Annotated in this window: 18 protein-coding genes and 1 riboswitch; of the genes, 7 read left to right on the top strand and 11 right to left on the bottom strand. The window is 39.4% G+C overall.

What is annotated here, in order from left to right; genetic code table 11:
- Both fdrA and ACEPXG_RS15495 read right to left on the bottom strand, forming a co-directional pair.
- Positions 1-1,548 (bottom strand): acyl-CoA synthetase FdrA, encoded by a 1,548-nt coding sequence (gene fdrA / locus ACEPXG_RS15490; RefSeq protein ID WP_391204282.1) that lies wholly within the window; start codon positions 1,546-1,548, stop codon positions 1-3.
- Complete coding sequence (locus ACEPXG_RS15495) at positions 1,545-2,429, bottom strand: DUF2877 domain-containing protein (RefSeq protein WP_391204285.1); 885 nt, start codon at positions 2,427-2,429, stop codon at positions 1,545-1,547. The genes fdrA and ACEPXG_RS15495 overlap by 4 nt, the downstream gene beginning before the upstream one ends.
- Before the next feature lie 274 nt (positions 2,430-2,703).
- Between ACEPXG_RS15495 and ACEPXG_RS15500 the strand changes: the two genes are divergently transcribed.
- Together ACEPXG_RS15500 and ACEPXG_RS15505 are read left to right on the top strand one after the other, a co-directional pair.
- Complete coding sequence (locus ACEPXG_RS15500) at positions 2,704-4,398, top strand: PucR family transcriptional regulator (protein WP_391204288.1); 1,695 nt, start codon at positions 2,704-2,706, stop codon at positions 4,396-4,398.
- Between the two features lie 123 nt (positions 4,399-4,521).
- Positions 4,522-5,289 carry a DUF817 domain-containing protein gene (locus ACEPXG_RS15505; RefSeq protein ID WP_391204291.1) on the top strand — a complete coding sequence of 256 codons (768 nt, stop codon included), beginning with the start codon at positions 4,522-4,524 and terminating at the stop codon, positions 5,287-5,289.
- 73 nt (positions 5,290-5,362) lie between these two features.
- On the opposite strand, the gene metH is transcribed toward ACEPXG_RS15505, so the two are convergent.
- From metH to ACEPXG_RS15525, 4 genes are all read right to left on the bottom strand, one after another.
- Positions 5,363-8,800, bottom strand: coding sequence for a methionine synthase (metH, locus tag ACEPXG_RS15510; protein ID WP_391204294.1), 3,438 nt, complete (start codon positions 8,798-8,800; stop codon positions 5,363-5,365).
- Positions 8,781-10,640 (bottom strand): bifunctional homocysteine S-methyltransferase/methylenetetrahydrofolate reductase, encoded by a 1,860-nt coding sequence (locus ACEPXG_RS15515; protein ID WP_391204296.1) that lies wholly within the window; start codon positions 10,638-10,640, stop codon positions 8,781-8,783. Before ACEPXG_RS15515 ends, metH begins: the two co-directional genes overlap by 20 nt.
- A gap of 76 nt (positions 10,641-10,716) precedes the next feature.
- Positions 10,717-10,822: riboswitch (SAM riboswitch) on the bottom strand.
- A gap of 87 nt (positions 10,823-10,909) precedes the next feature.
- Entirely contained in the window at positions 10,910-12,523 is a 1,614-nt protein-coding gene (locus tag ACEPXG_RS15520; RefSeq protein WP_391204299.1) for a glycosyltransferase family 4 protein, read from the bottom strand.
- 235 nt (positions 12,524-12,758) lie between these two features.
- Positions 12,759-14,147 carry a protoporphyrinogen oxidase gene (locus tag ACEPXG_RS15525; protein WP_391204303.1) on the bottom strand — a complete coding sequence of 463 codons (1,389 nt, stop codon included), beginning with the start codon at positions 14,145-14,147 and terminating at the stop codon, positions 12,759-12,761.
- A gap of 250 nt (positions 14,148-14,397) precedes the next feature.
- On the opposite strand from ACEPXG_RS15525, the gene ACEPXG_RS15530 reads away from it, so the two are divergent.
- Positions 14,398-14,874 carry a hypothetical protein gene (locus tag ACEPXG_RS15530; protein ID WP_391204306.1) on the top strand — a complete coding sequence of 159 codons (477 nt, stop codon included), beginning with the start codon at positions 14,398-14,400 and terminating at the stop codon, positions 14,872-14,874.
- 40 nt (positions 14,875-14,914) lie between these two features.
- On the opposite strand, the gene kynB is transcribed toward ACEPXG_RS15530, so the two are convergent.
- The 4 genes from kynB to ACEPXG_RS15550 form a co-directional block, all read right to left on the bottom strand.
- Entirely contained in the window at positions 14,915-15,541 is a 627-nt protein-coding gene (kynB, locus tag ACEPXG_RS15535; protein WP_391204309.1) for an arylformamidase, read from the bottom strand.
- A gap of 11 nt (positions 15,542-15,552) precedes the next feature.
- Complete coding sequence (gene kynA / locus ACEPXG_RS15540) at positions 15,553-16,407, bottom strand: tryptophan 2,3-dioxygenase (protein WP_391204312.1); 855 nt, start codon at positions 16,405-16,407, stop codon at positions 15,553-15,555.
- A 12-nt stretch (positions 16,408-16,419) separates the two neighbouring features.
- Positions 16,420-17,694 (bottom strand): kynureninase, encoded by a 1,275-nt coding sequence (kynU, locus tag ACEPXG_RS15545; RefSeq protein WP_391204315.1) that lies wholly within the window; start codon positions 17,692-17,694, stop codon positions 16,420-16,422.
- Between the two features lie 148 nt (positions 17,695-17,842).
- Positions 17,843-17,986, bottom strand: coding sequence for a hypothetical protein (locus ACEPXG_RS15550; protein WP_391204318.1), 144 nt, complete (start codon positions 17,984-17,986; stop codon positions 17,843-17,845).
- Positions 17,987-18,222: 236 nt separating this feature from the next.
- On the opposite strand from ACEPXG_RS15550, the gene ACEPXG_RS15555 reads away from it, so the two are divergent.
- On the top strand, positions 18,223-19,503 hold the full coding sequence (locus ACEPXG_RS15555; RefSeq protein WP_391204321.1) for an exosporium glycoprotein BclB-related protein: 1,281 nt from the start codon (positions 18,223-18,225) through the stop codon (positions 19,501-19,503).
- Between the two features lie 652 nt (positions 19,504-20,155).
- Here ACEPXG_RS15555 and ACEPXG_RS15560 read toward each other — a convergent pair.
- Positions 20,156-20,332: a hypothetical protein gene (locus ACEPXG_RS15560; protein ID WP_391204324.1), complete on the bottom strand. Its 177-nt coding sequence runs from the start codon at positions 20,330-20,332 to the stop codon at positions 20,156-20,158.
- A gap of 129 nt (positions 20,333-20,461) precedes the next feature.
- On the opposite strand from ACEPXG_RS15560, the gene ACEPXG_RS15565 reads away from it, so the two are divergent.
- The 3 genes from ACEPXG_RS15565 to ACEPXG_RS15575 all read left to right on the top strand — a co-directional run bounded on the left by ACEPXG_RS15565 (position 20,462) and on the right by ACEPXG_RS15575 (position 26,983).
- Positions 20,462-20,944, top strand: coding sequence for a hypothetical protein (locus ACEPXG_RS15565; RefSeq protein WP_391204327.1), 483 nt, complete (start codon positions 20,462-20,464; stop codon positions 20,942-20,944).
- Between the two features lie 50 nt (positions 20,945-20,994).
- Positions 20,995-22,065 (top strand): glycosyltransferase, encoded by a 1,071-nt coding sequence (locus ACEPXG_RS15570; protein ID WP_391204330.1) that lies wholly within the window; start codon positions 20,995-20,997, stop codon positions 22,063-22,065.
- A gap of 400 nt (positions 22,066-22,465) precedes the next feature.
- Complete coding sequence (locus ACEPXG_RS15575) at positions 22,466-26,983, top strand: collagen-like protein (protein ID WP_391204333.1); 4,518 nt, start codon at positions 22,466-22,468, stop codon at positions 26,981-26,983.
- Positions 26,984-26,999: the final 16 nt, after the last annotated feature.

Below are 26,999 nucleotides of genomic sequence, written 5' to 3' on the forward strand. Positions count from 1 at the left end.
TTATTCTCCTTTCACTACAAATTCTCTTGCTAATAAACCTGCATTTTGACTGCTGCTTGCATGTGTAGCTCCGGCAGCTAATAATTTGTTAATTTGACCTTCAATATTTTGACTATCTAATTCTGTACCAAGAATATATCCGATTATTTCTAAATGTCTTCCTTCATCTTCTGCTAATTGTTTCGCTTCAATGATTGCTGGAAGCATTGCGCCTACTGGATCTTCATGAGCACCAAATCCTAAAACAAAGTCCATTACAATTACTCCAACAGATGGATCTTTCGCTTCTTGGATAAATCGTTCAATACGAGTAGAAGGATCGATCATTGGATGAGGTTTACCTTGTGTAAATTGATCATCACCAAAATCAATGAATGTATGATCTTGACTTACTTTTACGTCTTTTAAACGGAATTCAGGCTCTCTTTGAATGTTGCTATAGACATTGTCGAATTTCTCCATAGCGATGTGCATTGCTTCGTCACAAAGTGTTCCGCCACTGAATAATCCACGAATATATTTTTGTTCTGGTTTTAATTTCGCACGTACTTCTTCTACTAGTGGAAGGTTCAATGCACGTTTATTAATTTTGCTTTCGTCAGCGCCAGCTAATAACACCGCTTTAAGTGCAGCTTCTTTAGACATTTTTGCAAAATGACCGCCAGCTTTTGTTACTTTTTCTTCGTCTCCGCCCACAAACCATACAACAACAGGTTTAGAAGATTTTTTAATTTGAGCTAAAACTTTTTCTTCTACGCTTGGCGCTGGTGGTTTAGAAACTAACACAATAACTTTTGTAGCTTCGTCTTCTTGTAACGCTTTAATACCATCAAGCATCATAATTCCGCCAACTTCTTCACTTAAATCGCGTCCACCAGTACCGATAAGTTGCGTAATTCCGCCTCCAAATTCATGAATACGAACACTTAACTCTTGGCTACCAGTTCCTGATGCGCCAACGATACCGATATTGCCTTTTCTCACTGCATTAGCAAAGCATAATGCAACATTTCCAATAATTGCAGTTCCACAGTCAGGACCCATCATTAATAAGCCTTTTTCATGTGCTAATTGTTTTAATGATATTTCATCTTCAATCGAAACGTTATCGCTAAACATCATAACGTGAAGATTATTTTCAAGTGCTTTTCTCGCTTCTCTTGGAGCATACATTCCGTTTACCGCAATAATTGCTAAATTTGCATCAGGAATGTTTTCTGCTGCTGATTTAATCGTTGAATATTTAACTTCGCTTGTACCTTTTGAAGGTTTATTTTTTTTCGTTAATAATTCATCAATACTTTCGAAAGCGCTTTCGCACATTTCCTCGTTCTCAGCTTTTACAACGATCATTAAATCACTTGTTCTAGCTTCTTCTACTTCTTGTGTCATTAGACCAACGTTTCTAATTACTTCTTTATTCATTTCAGTTCCCATCGCTATAATTGCTTGCTCAACGCCTTCAATTTGGTTTGCTTTTGTTGATAAAGACATTAAAGACACGGAATCGAAATATGTGTTTGCTTTAACTACAACTTGAACAGTCATAATGTACCTCCAATTTTAATATTAATTTCTAGTCCAGTAAGAATCCCTAAAGCGATATCTGTTCCAGACGAAGATCCTATATTTAATACTTTTATTAATGAGAGAATCAATTGCTCTTCATTTTCTTCTAACAACGCATTTACTAAAACAATGATAGACTCTCTAATTTTCCCTACTGAAGCCTTCTTTATTGCTATGTAACTAATTTCATTTGTTGCTGTCTTTGCTGCCCGTTCAATTTCTTCAAAAAACCATTGATAATTAGCGAAAGGACTATTTTTCAAATGAAAACAGGTGAATAATCCTACTAAAAAATCATCTCCAGACGGAGTTAATCCAGGGCCAAGTCCTAAAAACGAAACTGCATGTGGAACTGCATGATGCAGTTGCTTATTAACCAGTTCGTCTATTAGTAAACCTTTTCTTTCCTGAATCATTTTAGACATTTCTTGCTCAAATGGACTTTCATTTACTGATTTACTCTTAATCCCGCCACTTTTACCATGGATTTCGATATACTGCTTCATTATCTTTATATTCTTCTTTAATACATCTGTATTGGTGGGATATGTCGGTAATATACTTTCCCAACTTTTTGCCCTATCGATTGTTATGGACATTTTGTTTCCGATAGATATAATATTATTATCGGAATACACTTCATCGTAGGCATTTATGTTCATTTCTTCGAAGCAAGCTAAATCAACGATAAGGGTATTTGGTCCATTATCTATTTCATTACAGGCGATGGTGTATAGTTCTCCATCTTCAATGCATTGTATATTTAATGTTCGCTTAAAAGTACTATGAACAAAACCACTAAGCTTTGAGTGGATAACTCTCTGAATAAAATCTACGTCTCCAGATCTTGCAAATACCACTACATTCACCTCTGTTTTCAAAACTTAATTGAATGAACAATATTAACTTACAGGTGGAGTGCACTTCCTCTAAATAGTACCTTCCCACTTTCAGTTGTTGTTCATAATATACAAAAGTTTGCATATTCCTTTGACATATTTCACCTTTACATAAATACTATAGAATAGAGAACGTGGTATGGTCATCGTTTAATCAAACCAAAAAGTGCTAATTTAGTTTGTGCATATTGTACAACTTAATAGAAAGACATTTTGTCTTAGGAGTGAGAAAAAATTGCTTACAGTTCAAGACTTATTAGAAATAAAAGCGATAGATGGTCTAAAGATTATTGCTGGTGAAAAAGGTATTAATAACGAAATATCTATTGTAAATATTATCGAAAATCCAGACGCATTTGATTGGCTTTCACCTAATGAATTACTACTGTCAACAGGATATATTTTTAAAGATAATGAGGAGTTACAAAATAAAATTATTAAAGAACTTTCGGAGATTAACTGTGCTGGGCTTGTCGTAAAAATGAAGCGATATTTTGATAAACTTCCACAAAATATGATTGATGAAGCAAATAAATATGGTTTACCACTTTTAGAACTACCTATTGGATACACTCTCTCAAGAGTCATTTCGATCATTAATGAAAAAGCATCGGGAAGGTATGATTTACTAAATAGAAAAACTTTAGACATGCATAATTTATTCTTTAGAATTTCTTTGGAAGGTGGAGGAATTGAAAAAATTTCATCCATGTTGTCTGGAACAATTAATAACCCAATTATTATTGTCGATAAAAATTGGAGTTTATTACACTATACAGAACATGCGGCTAACGATATTCCGCTCAAAGATTCACTTGACTTAACTACGGATAAACCTATATTTAACAAAGAATTTATTGATAGTATTCCACCCAACTTAAGTGATATGAAAAAATCAATCAAAAGAAGTTATTATTTAAAAGACAAAAGTATTATTTGTAGAGTTCTTCCTATTGCAGTTTCACAAGATATTTACGGGTACATCGTTATTTGGCAAACAGTTCATGATCTAGTTGAATTTGACTATATTATTTTGCAACAAGCTTCTACAATCATTGCGCTGGAAAGGATAAAAGCGAAGGAAATCAAAGAAGTTAAATTGAAAATAAGACAGGATTTCTATGACGACTTACTATCTGGCAAGATTACTTCTCCCGAAACATTACAAACTTTATGTGATTTGCATGGTCTAAACCCAAATTATTCATATTATTGTTTAGTGATTAATATAGAAGCTAAGGAAGTGGAAAAATTTGAAGATATGATAATAGGTAAATATAAAATGGATAATATTGCGCAAAGTTGCGTAGAGATTGTTTATGAAATGGCCTACAAATCTATCGGTGAAATTACATCTTTTTATAGAAATAATAGAATCATCATTTTAGTTGGTCAAAACGAAGATAGACCACCTATTTCAGTTAGTGAAGCAAAGCAATATGCCACTGATTTGCATGAGAAACTCGTTAATAGATTACAGAACTCCTTTTTGATTGGCATCGGCCAGCAATATCGTTCCATAAACTCATTGTATAAAAGTTTTTCGGAAGCGAATGAAATGATCCGATTAATGCAGCAGATGCACGAAAAAAATGAAGTCTCTCATTTCGAAGATTACTCTGTTTATCATCTATTAGATTCGAATATTAACTCCTTAGAATTAGAGGACTTTTTTCAGAAAAGCCTCGGCAAAATTTATGAACACGATAAATTACATGCAACCAGTTATTTATCCACATTGGAAAATTACTTTTACAACAATCAAAATGTATCCGAAACATCTAAAGCAATGTTTTTACATAGAAATACTCTAATCTATCGAATTGAGAAGATTAAAGAAATATTAAATACGGACTTAAAAAGCTCTGAAGAATTACTTAGAATACAAATAGCTTTAAAGATATTTAGAATATTAAACAAGTATATGTAACACTTCAATTAGAACTAAATGAAGGGGATTTTTTATTCTAACCAATGAAGAAACTTGTAGAAGTTAATTTCGTCCATATTTTAGCTATTCAAATCCTATTTAGAAGGTAGGGGTTGTGCTTATATGAGGAACTTTCTACGTTTCGTGTATTTACAAGCAATTTCTTGCATTTTTCCAGTCATCATTTTTGCAGCTCTTGCTGTATCTAAGTTTATAAGTGTTCCATTTTTACCTCGCTATGATTTTATTTTAATTGTTTGTCTGGCAGCTCAAATATTCATGCTTATCTCCAAATTAGAAACTTTTGATGAGTTTAAAGTCATTTGTTTATTCCACGTAATTGGGTTGGCACTTGAGTTATATAAAGTACATATGGGTTCATGGGCATATCCAGAGGAAGCGTATAGCAAGTTTTTCGGAGTTCCATTATATAGTGGATTTATGTATGCCAGCGTGGCTAGTTACATTTGCCAGAGCTGGCGGCATTTTGATTTGCACATTTACAACTGGCCAAAATCATTTTTCGCAGTTGGCATTAGTGTTCTGATCTACTTGAATTTCTTTACTCACCATTTTACGTACGATATTCGTTGGGTGTTAAAAGGTTTGCTCCTTATAATTTTTCTAAGGACGTTTGTCACTTTTGAAATCAATAAGATAATCTATAAAATGCCGATGATTCTCTCTTTTCTATTGATTGGTTTCTTTATTTGGATCGCAGAAAATATCACCACATTCTTCGGCGCATGGCAATATCCAAACCAAGAAATAGCCTGGTCGCTCGTCCCGATTGGGAAAATTAGTTCTTGGTTTCTACTAGTTATCATAAGTGTTATTATTGTAGCTCAATTGAAAAGAGTGAAGAACATAAAATACACCGCTAACAGATAGGTTATCTGCAGGCGGTGTATTTGCTTTTAGTGAGTGGGATTGATCGATTCATCATTTTCACTCAAACTTTTTATTAGTCCACGACGAAATATCTAGCATCCGGATGGGCAAAGACAATTGCAGAAACGGATGCTTCTGGCTCCATCATGAATTCTTCGGTTAAATGCACACCGATGTCTTCTGGTTTAAGAAGACCAAATAGTTTTCCTTGATCGTCTAAATTCGGACAAGCAGGGTACCCGAAAGAGAATCGTTGACCTTGGTATTTTGCTGCAAATCGGTCGCGCATTGTAAAATCGGTTGCATCAGGGAACCCCCACTGATCACGTATTTCTTGATGAATTCGTTCGGCAAACCCTTCTGCTAACTCCAGTGCAGTTGCTTGCAATGCGTGACTTTCTAAAAACTTCCCTTGTTCCTTTAGTTTGTTTGCTGCGTCACGTACCCCGTGTCCTGCAGTAACAAGCATAAATGCAACATAGTCCATTTCCCCGCTATCAACGGATTTTAAGTAATCTGCAAGACAAAGAAATGGTTCTACTGATTGACGCGGGAATGTATATCGTTCTATTTCTGTTTTCGCATCAGTTGGATCGTAGATAACTACATCATCTCCATCCGATTGGGCAGGAAAAAATTGATACATGCCAGATGGTTTTAATATACCTGCCCCTAGAAACTCTGTTACAAGTTCATGTAGTTCTACAGCGCGTCCGTCCCCTTGTTCTAATAATTTTTCACTATAACCTTTTAACCCTAAATGATGTCCGATGAGTGTCCGCATATTAACATATGGGTATAAATGAGACACAGAATAATCTTTCAAAACATGTCGTCGTAAGTCTTTTGGTTTGTATACTTGAACATCCTCACGCACCGTTTTTACTGGCTTTGTTAATACAGCGACTGCTGATTTCGAAGCTCGAGTTGCTTCTGCTACTTTTCGTTTTTCTTGTTGTATATTAAGTTCTTCTAATAATATGGTTTTATCTTCTTTGTTTTGCAAGCGATTTGCAAGATCCAGCCCTTGCATGGCATCTTTTGCATATAAAACGGGTCCGTCATACTCAGCAGAAATTTTTGTCTCTGTAAAACGCCTTGATAATGCTGCTCCTCCAACAAGCATCGGCACATCAATTCCCGCTTCTTTAAAATCTTGTGCCGTAATAACCATTTGTTGTGCAGACTTTACTAGTAATCCAGAAAGCCCGATGATATCTGGCTTTTCTTTTCGAATGACTTCAATAAGTGTCGCTGGCGTAACTTTTATGCCAACATCTATTACTTTATATCCGTTATTACTTAAAATAATATCGACTAAGTTTTTTCCGATATCATGTACATCACCTTTAACTGTCGCTAGAATAATCTTCCCTTTACCTGAGTCATCCTCTTTCTTCTCCATGTACTGTTCGAGGTATGCCACTGATGCCTTCATCACACCTGCACTTTGAAGTACTTCTGCTACGATTAATTGATTATCATTGAAAAGACGTCCTACTTCGGACATTCCCTTCATCAATGGACCGTTAATGACATCTAATGGTGTGTCATACAGCTGAAGTGCTGCTTCCAAATCAGGGATAAGCCCTTCCTTCGTGCCCTCGATAATGTAATATGCTAGGCGTTCAGGAACTGTTTTTGGAATATCTGCTTCTGTCTTTTCTTTCTTTTTATCACGGTAGAAATCCGTAAAATCAGCAAGTGTTTTATCCGTTGTTGTAAATAAAAGCTCGTTTGCCATTGTAATTTCTTGTTCAGGAATAGAAGCATATCGCTCTAGCTTCTCTGTGTTTACAATCGCATAATCAAGACCTGCTTGCGTGCAGTGATACAAATAAACCGCATTAAGCACTTCTCTACCGACTGGCGGAAGACCAAATGAAACGTTACTTACTCCTAAAATAGTCAATGTGCGTGGCATTTTTTCTTTTATTAAACGTATCCCCTCAATTGTTTCTACAGCGGAACCAATATATTGTTGATCTCCTGTTCCTACTGGGAAAACGAGTGGATCAAAAATAATATCTTCAGGGGCAATCCCCCACTTATTTACGAGCAAATCATAAGAGCGTTCTGCGATTTCGAGCTTTCGTTCCCGCGTAACAGCCATTCCCACTTCATCAATCGTCCCAACGACTACTGCAGCCCCATATTTTTTGACAAGTGGCATAACAGCATCGAATCGTTCTTCCCCGTCTTCTAAGTTAATCGAGTTAATAATTGTTTTTCCTTGTGAATATTTCAATGCCTCTTCAATCACATTTTCATCTGTGGAATCAATGACAAGCGGCACTTTTACCTTTTTTACAACTTCTTTCATGAAATTTGTCATATCCGCTAGCTCATCACGGTCTGGGTTCGCAAGACAAATATCAATAACATGGGCGCCACCTTTAACTTGTGCACGCGCTATTTCCGAAGCTTCTTCAAATTTTTCATCCACAATCAATCGTTTAAACTTTCGCGAACCGATAACATTTGTTCGTTCTCCTATGAGTAGTGGTCGCATCGAATCATCATAAAGTAACGGCTCGATACCAGACACAACGTGACCATGGCCCGTTTCTAGCGGTTTACGCGGTGCAACGTCTTTCACTGCTTCCCGAACTGCTCGAATATGTGGAGGAGTAGTTCCGCAACATCCACCTACAATATTTAACCAACCTTTTTCTGCAAAACCTCTTAACTTTTTCGAAAGTGATTCAGGTGATTCATGATAATGCCCCTCTTCATCGGGCAATCCTGCATTCGGATAACAACTCACATATCCATCCGACAACTCGGAAAGTGATCGAATATGATCCGTCATAAATTCTGGGCCAGTTGCACAGTTAAGCCCAACTGAAAGTGGTTTTATATGTTCGATAGAAATATAGAAAGCTTCTATGCTTTGTCCCGCAAGTGTCGTACCCATTGGTTCAATTGTGCCTGAAATCATAATTGGAAGTGCTTTACCTGTTTCTGTAAATGCTTGTTTTATTCCAATAGTCGCGGCTTTGACATTCAACATATCCTGGCTAGTTTCAAGTAAGATAACATCCGATCCGCCTTCTACTAATGCTTTCGCTTGCACGTAAAAGTTGTGGGTTAATTCATCAAACGTAATACCGCCCGTAACAGATAATGTTTTGGTTGTCGGTCCAATGGCTCCTGCTACAAAACGTGGCCATTCAGGTGTGGAGAATGCAGCTGTGCAATTTTTAGCAATTTGCGCTGCTCGAAAATTAATTTCATATACTTCGTTTCCAAGATTATATTCATTCAATACAACTGGTGTACCACCAAATGTATTTGTACAAATGATATCAGCACCGGCTTCTAAATATTCCCGGTGAATTTGCTCAATGACATCTGCGTTCACAATGTTCAAATACTCATTACAACCGTCATATTCTTCCCCACCAAAATCCTCTGGAGAAAGATTCGCATTTTGTATCATTGTGCCCATCGCTCCGTCAATGATAAGTATCCTATTTTGAAGCTGTTGTTCAATTAGATGTTTGGACATAGCTGGTTTCGCTCACTTTCTTTTCATCAATCTCTTTAATATGTTGAATTAATTCAAGTGACATGTCGTAACGGAAAAACGGCGTGATAATGTAAATACCGTTAAATAATTGCGCTGCTGTATCAATCAGTTCTTTTGCAATTTGTATTCCTTCTGCAGTAGAACGCTCTTTATCTTCCCCACACGCACGCATACGTTCAAGCACTTCATCTGATAATTTGATACCAGGCACTTCATTGTGCAAGAACTCTGAATTTCGACTATTTGTCAGCGGCATAATCCCAATGAAAATTGGCGTGGACAAATGTTTGGTTGCTTCATATATTTCTTGCATTTTTTCTTTTGTATAGACTGGTTGCGTGATGAAATAGTCAGCTCCACACTCGATTTTCTTCTCGAGGCGTTTTACTGCGCGATCAAGTACGCGAACATTCGGATTGAATGCTGCTGCCACAGAGAAATTTGCTTTTTTTCGAAGCGATTTCCCTGAGAATGAAATACCTTCATTTAACTGTTTAATTAATTGCAGTAACTCTAAGCTCGAAACATCATAAACGCTTGTAGCTCCTGGAAAATCTCCAATTTTTGTTGGATCTCCAGTTACAGCCAAAATATCATGAATTCCAAGTGCATCAAGACCCATTAAATGAGATTGCAAGCCTATTAAATTGCGATCACGACAAGTGATATGAGCAAGTGGACGAATATTGTTTTGCAACTTTAACATCGATCCCATTGCCATATTGCTAATTCGCGGAGAGGCTAGTGAATTATCTGCCATAGTTACAGCGTCAATTCCAGCAGCATATAGTTTTTCTGCTCCTTCCATGAAAGTGGTCGTGTCCAAGTGGCGCGGAGTATCCAGTTCTACAATGACTGTTCTTTCCGTTCTCGCTTTTTCATGAAGCGGTTTATTGATTGATGGCTTTGCTTCTTGAATAATAATTGGTTTTTTAGGTGTAACGGTTTTATTGGTAATTGGTGGTAAGTTGGCGATTCTTTTTTTCACTGCTTCTATATGTTTCGGAGTAGTCCCACAGCATCCACCTATCAGCCGGACTCCAGCCTCTCGAAGATATAATGCGGCACTCCCAAAATAATCTGCTTCCGATTCGTACACTATACGTCCATCCTCCATATCGAGCAAACTCGCATTCGGATAAGCAGAAAGAAATGCTTTTTCAGGAAGAGTTACCCCTTCAAATGCTTGAATCGTGTGATGCGGTCCAAGACGACAGTTGACTCCAACAATATCTGCTCCTATTGCTTCGAGCTGATGTAAAGCATCATTTAGCGATAAACCATTTTGCAATATTCCAGGTTCATGCATCGATACTTGCGCAATAATTGGCGTATCCGTCATCTTACGTAGATGCTTAACAGTTGCAGTCAGCTCTTCAAAATCATAATAGGTTTCAAGGAGTAGCCCATCTGGGTTTCCTGCTAAGAGTTGAGTAGCTTGTTGATCAAGCGTTGCAATGATTTCATCAATGGATGCATCACTCTTCCGAATACCGCGGATCCCACCAATTGTACCTAGCACAAATTGTCCACCTGGTGCAGCAGCTCTTTTTGCAATATGAATCGCCGCTTCATTAATTTCTTTCATTTGATTTTCTAATCCGTACCTTGCCAATTTAATCGCATTCGCACCGTATGTATTCGTTTGAATAATATCTGCTCCAGCGGCGATATAATCTTGATGAATCTGTGCGATTATCTCAGGCTTCTGTATATTTAATTCCTCATTACAATAATCTATTCCGTATGAATAAAGCAGCGTCCCCATTGCCCCGTCTGCAGTAAGCATATTCGTTTTTAGTTTTTCTAGTAATCCCACTAGCACTCATCCTCTCTAAAATACAAAAAAAGCCTTCCATGAAAAGAAGGCTTTACGAGTATGTTATATTCGTCCCTTCTCATCGTTCAGACTATTACAAGCCTGCTGGATTTAGCACCTGACCATTACGGCTGGTTGCTGAAGCGTCCTAGGGCCAGTCCCTCGGCTTCTCTTGATAAGAATTCACTATTTAGTTTTTTTATAAAACATATCATACCTTTATTCTACTAAAGCGTCAAGATTTAGTAAGAATATTCTATACATTAGATCTAAATTAATTTGCGCATATATTCCTCTATCTTCGAAACAGAATTTTCATATTTCAATGATAATGCGGTCTCTCTTCCCTTTTCACTAAGAGCTTTCCTCAGCTCTCCATCTTTTAATAGTCTTTCTAAATGATTAGCAAATTGTTCAGTATCACCTGGATCAGCTAATAGACAATTATACTCGGATACCGCATAATCCCTTACTCCACCACAATCTGACGTGATAACTGGTGTACCGCATGACATAGCTTCTAAAGGAGGCATTCCGTATCCCTCATACCATGATGTGAATAAAAATATGTCCGCTTCCTGATAATATTGAATAAGCACTTCTTGCCTAGGATGCACAATCGTCTCTATTGGAAAAGTTGCCTGAACGGACGGAGGTGATTGGCACACCCACTTCACATGAAAACGCAGCCCTCGATCCCAAGCTATTTGTAAAGCCCTAATTGCATCATTGAAAGATTTAAAACGCAAATGTGGGTTCCCAACTAATAACACGGTCAGTAACTCTTTATCTTCCTTCTTCTCAATTGGTTTATATACATCAACATCTATTCCAATCGGAATAACTTCGGAGGATATATCGAATCGAGCCATTAAAGAACGAGATACAAAGCTCGAAATAGTCGCAATAGGAATACCTGACTTATAACATGATTGCAGGTACAATTTAATATTAGTAAAATTGTTGTATTCTGGAACATCCCCAAACAACAATTCATGCCCTTGCTCATAATAGAAAACAGGTGTATTTATATCTTTTAATTCCAATAGCTGTGGAAACCAACCTGCAACTACAACATCACACTCCTCCACATACTGTTTAAATGGTGCTAATGGTGGAATAATTACTTCACGATCCACTACTACATCCGACCATGATGGCAATGCGCGTTGCCCTTCCATTCCTCTATAATAGGCAGTAACATGATGCCCCCTTTCTTTCAACATTTCCATTTGCGTCAATAACATTTTCAGTCCACCTGTTAAATTTTGATGGGGTACAATATATCCGATTTTCATAGATTTGTCCTTCTCAATAGAGGATTTCTTTCTATTGCTAGGATAAAATTTAAATAGATTGGCTCCATTATTACCAACTTTGACTTGATTAAATTGAAAATCGAAATCTACAAAGTCGACTATATTCCAACGACTTTTATGCGTTTCAAGTTCATTTCCTATATAATCTCCTTGCGGTGCAGGCCAAATCGGAGTGGACACTATTAAGGATCGATTTGTCACTTCTAATAGTCCAGCAATTAAACGTAATCCTTCTTCTTTTTCAAAATGCTCTAACACGTCAATTAATAGAAGTGTGTCATATTTCTGTGATAGTTTTGGTAACACAGAAAATATATTGCCATAATACATTTTATTATATACATAATCATGGATTGGGTTATTATAGCCTTCAAACCCTTCGACACCATCCAGTTGTAAATGCCAGTTTTTTTTATCATAGCGTTCATATGGTATATCGAATACTTCGCGCAATAGTACACCGTATTTACCAAATCCCACTCCTATATCAAGTATTGATTGAGGGCCATCCATTTGGACTAAATCAATAATAGTTGGAACAGCTTGATACCAGCTTGTCGGCATATATACTCATCCTCCTTTGTTGAATAGCATACGTTCTTACCTAAGTAAAATCATGGCCACCTTTAATACTGACTATAAATAAACTAGATGTGAACATCTTACACCTCCTCAATATATCTATATGTATGTTTCCTTCTTTTTCTCCATTAGTATCCCAGCCTAATGAAAATATAAAAGAGACTGTCCGAAGAGCGGATGATGAAATCCACTAACCGACAGCCTCTTTCTTTCAAAACTAGCTTAACTTTTTCACAATTGACTCTGCTGTTACTTTTCCATTTTTAATACAAGCTCCAATCCCAACGCCATAATAGGAGCATCCTGCAAGTACAACATTTGGGTACTGAGTAGCCACTTTATCATTTAATGATCTAATCGCTTCTCCATGCTCCAAATGATAATTTGGCATCTGGTCATTCCAGTTCGTCACTTCTACCACTTGTGGTTTACCACTTAACTTCAAACTTTTTTCAATATCTTGTAATGCAACCTCAATCAATTCTTCCTGCGTCATATCCTTCATACTTTCAAATGCCGGGTTAGAGCTCTTATAAAACATTCGAACAAGCAAATGACTATTTGCAGATGTGTGCTTCCATTTACGACTTGTCCACGTGCATGCATCACATTTCACATCGCTATTTTCGGAAACAATGAAACCAGTACCCTCTGCTGGAAGCTGATAATCAGGAATATCAAATCCAAGATAAATACTAATAAGTGAAGAGTTTTTCAGCTTAATGAAGTCTGTATCTAACTCTTCATTTTGCAATATTGCTTGTGCAACATTATGTGGGGTGGTCAACACAACATAGTCTGTCTCAATTGTTTCACCGTTGGACAATAAAAGCTCGTACCGCTCACCTTTTTTCAGTACTTTCTTCGTTTGAATTCCTTTTATAATCGTCGTATCATCAAGTTCTTCTTCCATGCGATCAATCAAAGCGGAAAGACCACCTTTAAAAGAGATAAACTTTTTATTTGCTGCAGCTTGGAACCGTTCTTTATTGGCACCCAAGCCTTTTATAATACTGCCATATTCGTTTTTATAATCAATTAAATAAGGTAATGTCGAAGCAATGGTCAGCTTGTCCAAGTTTCCTGAGTATACTCCAGATAACACGGGAGCTATTTGCTTTTCTACTAGTTCTTTTCCTAAAAAGTGCTCTAAAAATGATCCTACTGAGCTTTCTTTCGTGAAGCTTTCATTTGATAATTCAAAGTCTTTTAATGCTTCTTCTTTCCCTTCATCGGAGACTAACGTACTACTTTCCAACGATTCCTCACTTGTTGGTATACCAAATACTGTATCAGGTGGAATTGCATGCAGCTCATTGTTCGTATAAATATAGGAAATTCCTGTTGCATTATACACAAGCTCGTCCTGCAAATGTAGCTCTTCCACTAAAGGCATTACTCCTTCATTGCGCGCAACAATGGAGTCTGCTCCAACCTCCATGATAAAATCCTTTTCCTTCACCGAATGAATTTTTCCGCCTAAATAATCATTCGCTTCCACTAAAACTAATTCTATGTCTAAGGTATTTTCTAATTTAACTCTTTGCAAATAATGCATCGTAGAAAGGCCTGTAATGCCCCCTCCAACTACAACTATTTTTTTCAAAATAATCACTCCTTGTCTTTATTCCAGAATCGTTCGCTACTCATAGTATAAGCGCTTATAAAAATAACTGGTATGACTTAGCTCACAATTCTTCCTATAAAGACACAATGATTTTCAGTTTCGTCAAATTTATAAACTCCTGCGGGTGCATACATCTAAAGTTAAATCCATTTTGAGAGGGATATTATTTCTTTTGTCGAAGTAATAACTTATGATTGCCGAAGAATCTATTTTAAGGAAGGTACATATTATGATAAAAAAAAGAAATCTAATTTTGGGTTTTATATGTATGATTGTTATCATAGGAATACCAACTTTTGTTCATTATGCAAAAAAAGATGTTTGGGAAATTAATGCTATCAATTTAATAAAAGCATTTCAACCTATTAGTGGTGATGCAGTTATTGAGGATTTGCGACCATGGATACCATTTGAATGGGATACCTTATACAGTTTTTCACCTTATACAACGAAGGAAACAATCTATGAAACCATTGGATATAAATGGAGTAATATAAGGGAAACCGTAAGCGAGGGAATGAACCAAATTGTATTTGTTCATGATGGTGAAGTAGTGTCCTATTTGTTTGGTTATCCAGAACACAATGGAATAAGTTTTAATTTTGGGGAATATAAAGGTAGTTATATTAAACTAACAACTGAAGAGAAGTTACCTTTTAAAATGACGATCAGTAATGAAGTAAGCTATTTTGAATTCATCAAGTAACCAAAGGATGGAGTAAACAGTAATCCATCCTTCTCTATTACTATATCGGTCTAATCACAGCCCTAACCGGACTGCCATCCGCACCTTGAATATTAAGTGGCAGTGCGATCAATTCATAATCACCGGGTTCAATATCTTGTAATAATAAGTTCTCCAAAATGTGTACGTCGTGTTGATAAAGTGCGTGATGGGTTGGTAGTTCTTTATTATCTAAAGCATCAACAGATGGATGATCAACACCGACTAAAAAGATTCCTTTCTCTTGCAAAAAAGCACCAATATTTTCTTTTAGCACGGGAATTTTTGTAGGGAATTGTTCCACACATACTTTATTTGTTGTTTTTAAAAGTAAACGTTCCACGCCTGCTAATTCTATATTTTTTAATTCTTCACACCCAATGGACTCGAATCCTGACATATCCACTACTTTGGCACGTCCGATATAAATATTGATATCTAATTGATCGATCGTTGGTCCTCCATTGTCAAAATGAAATGGTGCATCGGCATGTGTTCCCGTATGCACACTTGTTGTGAATCGTCCAATATTGACGGAACCAGTTTGTTCTTTTGAATAGGCTATTTCAAATTTAAATGGCGTGTCACCATGCCAAGTGCCGATTTTATTCGAGAATGGTTGTGAAATATCAATCCACCGGTTTTCCATGGCTTCCTCCTTTACAAGCTTGTTCTCAAATCCCATAACTCTGGGAAAAAACGATGATCTAACACTTGTCGTAAATAATTGACACCTGATGACCCACCAGTTCCCTTTTTAAAACCAATAATCCGTTCCACCGTTTTCATATGACGAAAACGCCACTGTTGTAACCAATCTTCCACATCTACAAGTTTTTCTGCTAATTGATATAGATTCCAGTACTTATCCACGTTTAGATATACTTCTTTCCATGCAGTAGCGACTGTTTCATCTCCTCCATAAGTGATAGAGTAGTCTCGATTAACCACAATTGGGTTCAATTCAAATCCCGCTTTCGCTAAAGCTTGTATGCTTACATCATAAATACTTGGTGCTTTGTATGCTTTTTCAAGCATTTCATATAAGGAAGGATCCTTTTCATAAATTTTCAAAATGTGCTTCGTTTTATACCCTAGTGCAAATTCAATTTGTCGGTACTGAAAAGATTGAAATCCCGATGACTTTCCGAGTTTATCTCGAAACTCTAAATACTCTGCAGGCGTTAATGTCGAGAGCACATCCCACGCTTGTATAATTTGTGTTTGAATTTTCGTCACGCGTGCTAGCATTTTAAAAGCTGCCTGCATTTTATCCTCTTGAATTGCTTGAATGGCACTTGTTAACTCATGCAATAATAACTTCATCCATAGTTCACTTACTTGATGAATGATAATAAAAAGCATTTCATCGTGATGACCTGATAGCCGCTTTTGACTGGATAAAATGCTATCTAGATGTAAATATTCAGAGTACGTCATATCATTCTGAAAGTCTGTATGAATTCCTTTTTCCCGATTCAACTTTTCTTCCAACTCTGAAATATCCTTTGGCATTCTGTTCCTCCTTTATGCGATCACATCCCGCTTATTTTCGAAACGTTTATACGTTTCTTCTTTCATTATTTCCTTTAAAATGTGTACAGTATTCCACACATCTTCAAAGGTGTTATATAACGCTACCGGTGCTAATCTAATTCCATTCGGTGAACGGAAATCTGGGATGATATGATGCTCTTTTAATGCCTTGCAAATACGTGCTGCCTCATCGTGTACTAAAAAAACATGTCCTCCACGACGGTCTTCTTCACGTGGATTGGCAATACTAAATGAATAATCATTTAGCTCTTCTTCTATTAAATACATCATATAATCCGTTAACTTCAAAGATTTGTTACGGATTGCGTCCATACCAGTCTCGGCAAACATTTCTAGTGATCCAAATAGTGGAGCTGCACTTAATATATTCGGTGTGCCTATTTGATATGCACCTGCATCCGATGCAGGTGTCATTTGAGTTGCTAAATCAAACTGTTTTCCTTTATCCGAGCCAAACCACCCAGCAAGACCTGGTTTTTGTCCGAAATGTTTGCGATTCACATATAAGCCCCCGGTCGCTCCAGGTCCACCGTTTAAATGTTTGTAGTTGCACCAAAAAGCAAAGTCCACATCCCATTCATCTAACTCATGTTGAACGGACCCAATGGAGTGACACAAATCAAAACAAATCAAAATACCTTGTTCATGCGCGGCCTCGGTAAGCACTTTCATATTTAGGATTTGACCATTTCGATATAACACACCTGGTAGTACGATTAATGCAACATCATCCGTCATAGCTTGTATAATATTCGCTTCATCTAAAGTGTATCCATCTCTACTTTCTACTAACTTCATATGCTCCGTTGCCTCATAGCCATGCAATGCTAGCTGACTACTAATCGCATATAAGTCTGACGGAAAGTTTAATTCGTCCGCTAAAATCTTTGTCCTTCTCCCTTTCGGATGATAAAAGCTAGCGATTAACTGATGTAAATTTGTTGTCGTTGAACCAGTGATGATCACTTCTTCCTCTGAAGCCCCAACTAGTGGTGCACACATTTTACTTAATGTTTCAGAAAAATAAAACCATGGATGCTCCCCTTGCGTCCACCCATCTATTCCGTATTTTTTCCAAGAATCTAGTGTAGATAATAATGATTGTTCCGCTCGTTTGGACAACAATCCTAAAGAATTGCCGTCCATATATATAGTACCCGGCTGCATATAAAACTCACCACGATAGCTATTTAATGTATCGTTCTCATCTAATTTCTTTGCATATTCCAACGTTGTATCCCTCATTAGCAAACACCCATCCTTTATTTAAATGTATCCATATTGAAGTATTTCTACTTAAAACAATAAACTCCTTTATTAATAGAAAATTAATAAAGGAGTTTATTATTTTAGAGTTAAGTTAGAAATGGAGTATATCTTTTGTGAGAAATAGTCAGGAAGATGACAAGTCATTAGTAGAACTGGTAAATGCTGCGGATGAATCATATGCTACCAACGTAACACCCAGTTTTTCTTCCAATTCATTAAGTTCTTGCAGCTGCTCCTGGTCAAGATTTGCAAATTTGTTTTCTTTCATTTAATATTCATCCTTTCTCAAAAGATAGTTTGACCATTAAGAAAAGGATTATACGAAAAGCATTGTAAATTTTCTTTCATATTCTTTAGTAAATTGTACATATTTTCTTCTTTATTAATATATAGAGGCATTTGGCTTATCCACTCTCTTCTTATCTGAATAGATTATAAACAGAACAACCTTGATTTTCATTGCGCAATGGAGGTTTGTTCAAAAAAATATAAAGGAGAGATTAAATGTCACAACCGAATATCCCAAATATTACGCCAAATATTACACTCACTAGGGACGATGCTATTAACTTACTTTTAGCTTCCATTGCGATGGAAGAATTGGGACTAGCACATATCATTAATGCAGAAGGGGAAAAACTGCAATATGCACTTGGCACGATACCAGGCTTGACCAATGCCGCTTCGTTAGAGGATATCTTATTAGTAAATAATAGTGTTCAAGATACCCTAGAATTGGCGATGAAAAAAGAACTTTTATTAGATAGTAAATTAAAACAAGTAACCCAAATCAACTCATCTACCGGAACTACTGGAGCTACTGGGGGAACTGGACCTACTGGCGCTAACGGAGTCACTGGAGCTACTGGGGGAACTGGACCTACTGGCGCTAACGGAGTCACTGGAGCTACTGGTGGAACTGGACCTACTGGCGCTAACGGAGTCACTGGAGCTACTGGGGATCCTGGATCGACTGGTGCTACTGGAGCTAACGGAGCTATTGGTGGAACTGGACCTACTGGCGCTAACGGAGTCACTGGAGCTACTGGGGATCCTGGCCAATCTGGTGCTACTGGAGCTAACGGAGCTACTGGGGGAACTGGCCCTACAGGCGCTAACGGAGTCACTGGAGCTACTGGGGATCCTGGATCGACTGGGCCAACCGGAGCTACGGGCGCTACTGGGGGAACTGGACCTACCGGCGCTACCGGGGACATCGGGCCTACTGGAGCTATAGGCGCTACGGGCGCAACAGGGACTGCCGGATCTGGTGCTATCATTCCATTTGCATCCGGTCTCCCTGCTGCAATGACTACTATACTAGGTGGTTTAGTCGGCACTACAAGTCTTGTAGGATTTGGAAATTCAGTAACTGGTGTTAGCGTTTTGGGAGGTAATATCGATCTTACAGGTGCTGGAGGTACTCTCTTAAACTTTGCATTTTCAGTTCCTCGCGCTGGTACTATTACATCAATTTCTGCCTACTTCAGCACAACACTGGCACTGAATCTAATAGGATCCACAGTAACAATTACAGCACAATTATATAGATCAACCACACCAAATAACACCTTTAGTCCAATTCCTGGTGCTCTTGTAACGTTAGCACCATCGCTCACCGGTTTAATTTCAATTGGTCAGATAAGCAATGGACTTACTACAGGACTATCAATTCCAGTAGCACCTCAAGATCGTTTACTAATGGTGTTCTCTGCCAAAGCAACTGGTCTAACTTTAATCAATACGGTTGCAGGTTACGCAAGCGCGGGTGTTGCAATTAGTTAATTCAAGATATATTTTAACATAAGGAATATTACCTTCATTTGGTGATATTCCTTTTTTATTATCTAGATGTTTTATCGGTCCTATTACCAAAATCAGCTGATATTTGGTTACCTTTCAATTATGTAATTGGGATGAGAACTTATAAAAACGAATGATTTTTCAAGAAGAAAGCCTCTATTATGTAAATACTGATAAGTCAGATGAATTTTTTTACCGAACTAGCACCTAATAGTTAACCTTGAATACAATGTTATATGGTTGGGTGTTTATCACGTCATGGTTCTTTAGGAATTATCAAAATTACAAGTACTAGGAAGAAGAACATGATGGTTTAACCTGCTATTCCTGTACGTTGTTAAATAATGTGAAAGTGGTGAGTTTTATGTCTTTGCCTAATATCCCCAATATTACTCCTTTAATTACTCTAAATCGTTGTGACACGATTAATCTACTTCTATCTTCTATAGCCTTAGAGGAGATTGGCTTGTCCCATATACTAAATGCAGAAGGAGAAAAGCTTCAAGCATTTCTAAAATGTGTTCCAAAATGTTTGAATGATTTTTTGGACATTAATGAAAGCGTAAATAAGACACTGCGTACAGTAGTAAAATCTCAAATTTTGCTTGAATTTAAACTAGAGGATGTTGTTGAGTTAGATAGAAAAGCACATTGTAAAGATGAATGTTGCAATCAGTGCCGTAAGAATCGTTGTAAGCATCATAGTAAAGATGAATGTTGCGATGAGTGCTGTAAGGATCGTTGTAAGCATCATAGTAAAGATGAATGTTGTAATGAGTGCTGTAAAAATCGTTGTAAGCATCAACATCATAGTAAGAATCCTTGTAAGCATTGTCAGGACAGAAAACTGGGATGAAATGTTTAAGGAAAGATATGCGCTTATATAGAAAGGCTCCAGTATGTTAAATACAGTTTCATAGGGAAAGGAGAACACACAAAAATGAAAATGGATTATGACACAGCTCATAAAAAAAGAGAAGTAGAGTATATAAATTTCTTTCGTTCTTTTTTACTTTTTCTTAATAGAACATTCGACTCCCTTTTAACTCACGAATCCTTACCAATAGAAACAAGCAATAAAATGGAACGGAATGTTATGACTTCCCTCTCTTTATTGTGGACTTTGCATATATCCATTTTTTCCAAGAGAATATTATATCCTAAAACTTCACAGGAAAAATTAATCCTACCAACTTTTGATGATTATCAATCTAGAACCATTTTACCTCTTCTTCAACAATTAAAGAAAGAAGTTGAACAATTTCCTTTCCTTAACGAAAGTTACAAAATACAGTCGGAAAATACATTAGATCAAATTCTTCGATATTATCATTTAAGTTCTTCTTCAATTCCTATCATTGTAGAATCAAATCTTCATGCTCCTCCTCCATGGTTATCAAAAGATCTTTCAATCATAGGATAGGAATAATTCAGACCACCTTAAAAGGTCATCTCAATTTAGGAAGTGAATATATGGATGCTTTACCTACTATCACACTGTGTATGATTGTGAAAGATGAAGCTAATTGCATTAATGCTTGTTTAGAAAGTGTCAAAGGACTAGTTAGTGAGATTATCATTGTAGACACAGGTTCTTCTGATCAAACAATTGAAATATGTGAGAACCATCTTGCGAAAGTATATGCTTATGAGTGGAAAAATGATTTTGCAGATGCCCGGAATTATGGCTTATCATTTTCAACAGGAGACTGGATATTATGGTTAGATGCAGATGAAGAATTAGATACCATTGAAAAATCCAGAATTCCAGAGATACTAGCAAATACCAATGCCCATCTACTTTCTCTAACTGTCCTTAATTACTATGGAAAAACAACCCCTGTTGATAAAAATAAAGCTTATTTGATTTACCAATTACGGTTATTTCGTAATAAAAAAAATATTATATTCCAAAACCGTATACACGAGACGCCTTTGCTACCGGTAGATGTAACAGAGAAAGACATTGAACACATTCCAGTGTCTATTCATCATTACGGTTATTTGCAGGAAATAACAGAAACAAAACAAAAGGGTCAACGAAACATTCAGCTTTTGCAACAAGAGTTGTCTGATCCTGCACACAGCCCATGGATCGAATACCATTTGGCAAGTGAATTTTATAGACAAGAAAAATATCAACAAGCATTTCAGTTAGTAAATCAATCCATTTTACTTTTTTTGCAAAAAAGTCAGAAACCACCTTCCCTACTTTACAAATTAAAATATGCAATATTAATAGAAACAAATAGTCTAGAAGGTGCATGGCCGAGTATTGAGAAAGCAATCCTACTTTACCCAGATTATGTAGATTTACATTTTTATATGGGCTACATTCTTTATAAAATGAAAGATTACACAAAAGCTTTACAAACATTTGAAAAGTGCCTTGAATTAGGAGATTATCATACAAAACATCTTGTTCTAAAGGGAACGGGGAGTTTTAAAGCGTGGAAATATAAAGGATTATGTCTCGAACAATTAGGTAAGATGGATGAGGCACAAGAAGCATATTTATACGAAAAGAATACAAAGATAAAGTAGAGTTGTAAATTAAAACAAGTTTTTATTCTGTAACTTAGGCAATGAAAAGATGACTCTGGTATCGTTCCAGAGTCATTATTTAGGTTTCTTTGAACATAATAATCTTCCACTTTATTGGGGTAATATCCCTTGAAAACTTGCCTTTTTAGCATTGGTTTGTCCACTTCATACTCACCACTTAACCAAATGTGAATCATCCCATCACTTCTCATTTCTTGAGGTAGGGAAGTTTTTCCTAATCTTTTGATAAAAGAGCTTTATTTTTCCGCTTCATTAACAACACAAGAGACATTTAGCTTATCCCCTTTCTCCTCACCTGAATAGATTATAGTCAGAACAACTCTTGTCTTGTCATGTGCAATATACAGGATTGTTCAAAAGATTAGAAAGGAGAGATAAAATGTCGGAACCTAATATTCCTAATATTACCCCTACCATTTCAGTCACCAGGGACGATGCTATTAACCTTCTCTTAGCTTCTATTGCTATGGAAGAATTTGGACTAGCACATATCATTAATGCAGAAGGGGAAAAGATTCAATATTCACTCGGCACATTACCTGGCTTGACAACACCAGCTTCGTTAGAGGAAGTCTTACAAGTAAATGCCAGCGTTCAAGATACACTTGAGTTGGCGATGAAAAAAGAATTACTACTAGATAACAAATTAAAACAAGTGACTCAAATCACTTCTTCTAGTGCTACTGGACCCACGGGGTCTACTGGTGATACGGGAGCTACGGGAACTACCGGGCCTACTGGTGACACGGGAGCAACTGGACCTACTGGAGCTACAGGTACAACCGGCGACACTGGAACTACTGGTGCTACTGGCTCTACCGGTGATACGGGAACTACTGGTGCTACGGGTACAACCGGCGATACGGGACCTACTGGTGCTACGGGTACAACCGGCGATACGGGAACTACTGGTTCTACTGGTTCTACTGGAGACACCGGAAATACTGGAGCTACCGGCGACACTGGTGCAACTGGAGCTACCGGAGCTACCGGACCAACTGGCGACACTGGAGCAACTGGAACTACTGGAGCTACAGGACCTACTGGCGCAACTGGAGCTACTGGCGACACTGGAGCTACTGGTGCAACTGGTGCGACCGGTGTAACTGGAACTACTGGTGCAACCGGCGACACTGGACCAACCGGAGCTACTGGCAACACTGGCGCAACTGGAGCTACCGGAGCTACTGGACCTACTGGCGCAACTGGAGCTACCGGAGCTACTGGACCTACTGGCGCAACTGGAGCTACTGGTGCAACTGGTGCGACCGGTGTAACTGGAACTACTGGTGCAACTGGAGCTACAGGACCTATTGGCGCAACTGGAGCTACTGGCGACACTGGAGCTACCGGAGCTACTGGAGCTACTGGTGCAACTGGCGACACTGGAACAACCGGAGCTACTGGCAACACTGGCGCAACTGGACCAACCGGAGCTACTGGAACTACTGGAGCTACAGGACCTACTGGCGCAACTGGAGCTACTGGTGCAACTGGTGCGACCGGTGCAACTGGAGCTACTGGGGCAACTGGTGCAACTGGTGCAACTGGTGCGACCGGAACTACTGGTGCAACTGGACCTACTGGACCTATTGGCGCAACTGGAGCTACTGGCGTCACTGGATCAACCGGAGCTACTGGCGTCACTGGAGCTACCGGAGCTACCGGAGCTACTGGTGCTACTGGTGCTACTGGTGCAACTGGAACTACTGGTGCAACCGGCGACACTGGAACAACCGGAGCTACTGGCGACACTGGCGCAACTGGACCAACCGGAGCTACTGGCGTCACTGGAGCTACTGGCAACACTGGCGCAACTGGAGCTACCGGAGCTACTGGACCTACTGGACCTATTGGCGCAACTGGAGCTACTGGCAACACTGGCGCAACTGGAGCTACTGGGGCAACTGGAACTACTGGTGCAACCGGCGACACTGGACCAACCGGAGCTACTGGCAACACTGGCGCAACTGGACCAACCGGAGCTACTGGCAACACTGGCGCAACTGGACCAACCGGAGCTACTGGCGACACTGGAGCTACTGGAGCTACCGGAGCAACTGGAACTACTGGCGACACTGGCGCAACTGGATCAACCGGAGCTACTGGCGACACTGGAGCTACTGGTGCAACTGGAACTACTGGTGCAACCGGCGACACTGGACCAACCGGAGCTACTGGCAACACTGGCGCAACTGGACCAACCGGAGCTACTGGCAACACTGGCGCAACTGGATCAACCGGAGCAACTGGCGACACTGGAGCTACTGGAGCTACAGGACCTACTGGCGCAACTGGAGCTACTGGCGACACTGGAGTAACCGGAGCAACTGGTGACACTGGCGACACTGGAGCTACTGGTGCAACTGGTGCAACTGGTGTAACTGGAACTACTGGTGCAACCGGCGACACTGGACCAACCGGAGCTACTGGTGCAACTGGTGCGACCGGTGTAACCGGAACTACTGGGGCTACTGGGGCGACCGGTGTAACTGGAACTACTGGAGTTACTGGTGCGACTGGAACTACTGGAGCTACTGGCGCGACCGGTGTAACCGGAACTACTGGGACTACTGGGGCTACTGGGGCGACCGGTGTAATCGGAACTACTGGTGCGACTGGTATAACCGGATCTACTGGAGCAACTGGGGCGACTGGTATAACCGGATCTACCGGAGCTACTGGAGCTACTGGGGCGACCGGTGTTACTGGAACTACTGGAGTTACTGGGGCGACCGGTGTAACCGGAACTACTGGGGCGACCGGATCTACTGGAGCTACTGGAGCTACTGGGGCGACTGGTATAACCGGATCTACCGGATCTACTGGGGCGACCGGTGTTACTGGAACTACTGGAGTTACTGGGGCGACCGGTGTTACTGGAACTACTGGAGCTACTGGGGCGACCGGTGTTACTGGAACTACTGGAGCTACTGGGGCTACCGGTGTAACCGGACCTACTGGGGCTACTGGGGCGACCGGTGTTACTGGAACTACTGGAGCTACTGGGGCAACCGGGGCTACTGGGGCTACTGGGGCTACTGGAGCTACTGGGGCTACTGGGGCTACCGGTGTTACTGGAACTACTGGAGCTACTGGGGCAACCGGGGCTACTGGGGCTACTGGTGAAAAAGGAACTACTGGAGTTACTGGTGCGACTGGAACTACTGGAGCTACTGGGGCGACCGGATCTACTGGAGCTACTGGAGCTACTGGGGCGACTGGTATAACCGGATCTACCGGATCTACCGGAGCTACTGGAGCTACTGGGGCGACCGGATCGACTGGTGCTACTGGTGCAACCGGTGTTACTGGAACTACTGGAGTTACTGGGGCGACCGGAACTACTGGGGCTACTGGGGCTACTGGGGCTACTGGGGCGACCGGTGTAACCGGAACTACTGGTGTAACTGGAACTACTGGTGCAACTGGGGCGACCGGTGCAACTGGAACTACTGGTGCAACTGGGGCGACCGGTGTAACCGGAACTACTGGAGCGACCGGTGTAACTGGAACTACTGGTGCAACTGGTGCGACCGGTGTAACCGGAACTACTGGGGCGACCGGTGTAACTGGAACTACTGGTGCAACTGGTGCGACCGGTGTAACCGGAACTACTGGGGCGACCGGTGTAACTGGAACTACTGGTGCAACTGGTGCGACCGGATCTACTGGGGCTACAGGGGCTTTTGGCTCTACAGCAACTATTGCAGGTGTAGGACCAAATGTTAGCTCTCAATTTAGTGAATTAAGAGTTAGCCAAAAAACACCGTTAATTGAATTGACATCCGTATATGGATTATCCAACTTAAGAGACATTGTTACCGTAACGGGCTCTGGTACAGTAGGAAGTAATAATAGTGAGTTTCAATTAAGTACGATAGCAAGTGGAACAGATAGTGCAACCCTACAAAGCTCAGAGAGAGGAAGATACGAATCAGGATATGCGGCTGAAGCAGGAATAGGTATACGTTTACCACTTCCACCAGTAGGAAACCAAGTGTGCAGATGGGGCCTTTTTGACGCACAAAATGGTTTGCTTTTTGGTCAGAATGTAGCGACTGGGATATTTATCGCTATAAGAAGAGCAGGTCTAGATACTATTATTCCACAATCATCATGGAACGTAGATCCGTTAAATGGAACAGGGCCAAGTGGCGAGACTCTCAATTTAGCGGAAGGTCATATATTCCAAATCGTGTTTACTTGGTATGGGTATGGAGTAATTGAATTTAGAGTAGTTCTCCCTAATCCTGTGACTTTAGCACAAGAAGTCATTACAGTTCATCGATTCTCACCAACGGGCCAAACAAGTCTTGCTGATCCTAACCTTCCTCTGCGTGCAGAAATCGCTAATAATGGTACTGGTGCTGCATTCAATTTATTTGTTGGAGGAAGACAGTATAGCATTATAGGCAATTATAATCCGGTTTTTCGTGTTACTTCAGAGAGAAGAACCGTAACAGCTACGGGATCTCTAACACCAATTTTGTCATTTCAAAGAAAGGCAATCTTCCCGGCTGGTTCGGCTAGATCCAATTCAGTTAGTGTAAAACTAGAAGGGATTGACCTTGTAACTTCAGACGATATTTCCTACCAAATCATATTAGGTGGAATCATTAATGGTACATTTGTAAACTATCCAACCGCGACCACCAATATTCCACTTTCGGAAACGGCTCTTACAGTTAATACCACTATAACAACAATTTCTGGTGGGCAAGTGCTATTACAAGGTTTAGCAGCAGGAGTGGATGGAAGTGCTAGAATCTTAGCCTCTGCTTCCTTGCTGGACTTTGAATTACCAGATACTCAAACCGTCACTCTAGCTGTATTAAATTTAAACGGCGGGACTAATCCTGTTACTGCAACGTTTAGTCTGACCGAAGAATGGTAAAAAATATTAGGAAGGG

The organism is Psychrobacillus sp. L4 (assembly GCF_042944905.1).
In the GTDB taxonomy this organism is placed as follows: domain Bacteria; phylum Bacillota; class Bacilli; order Bacillales_A; family Planococcaceae; genus Psychrobacillus.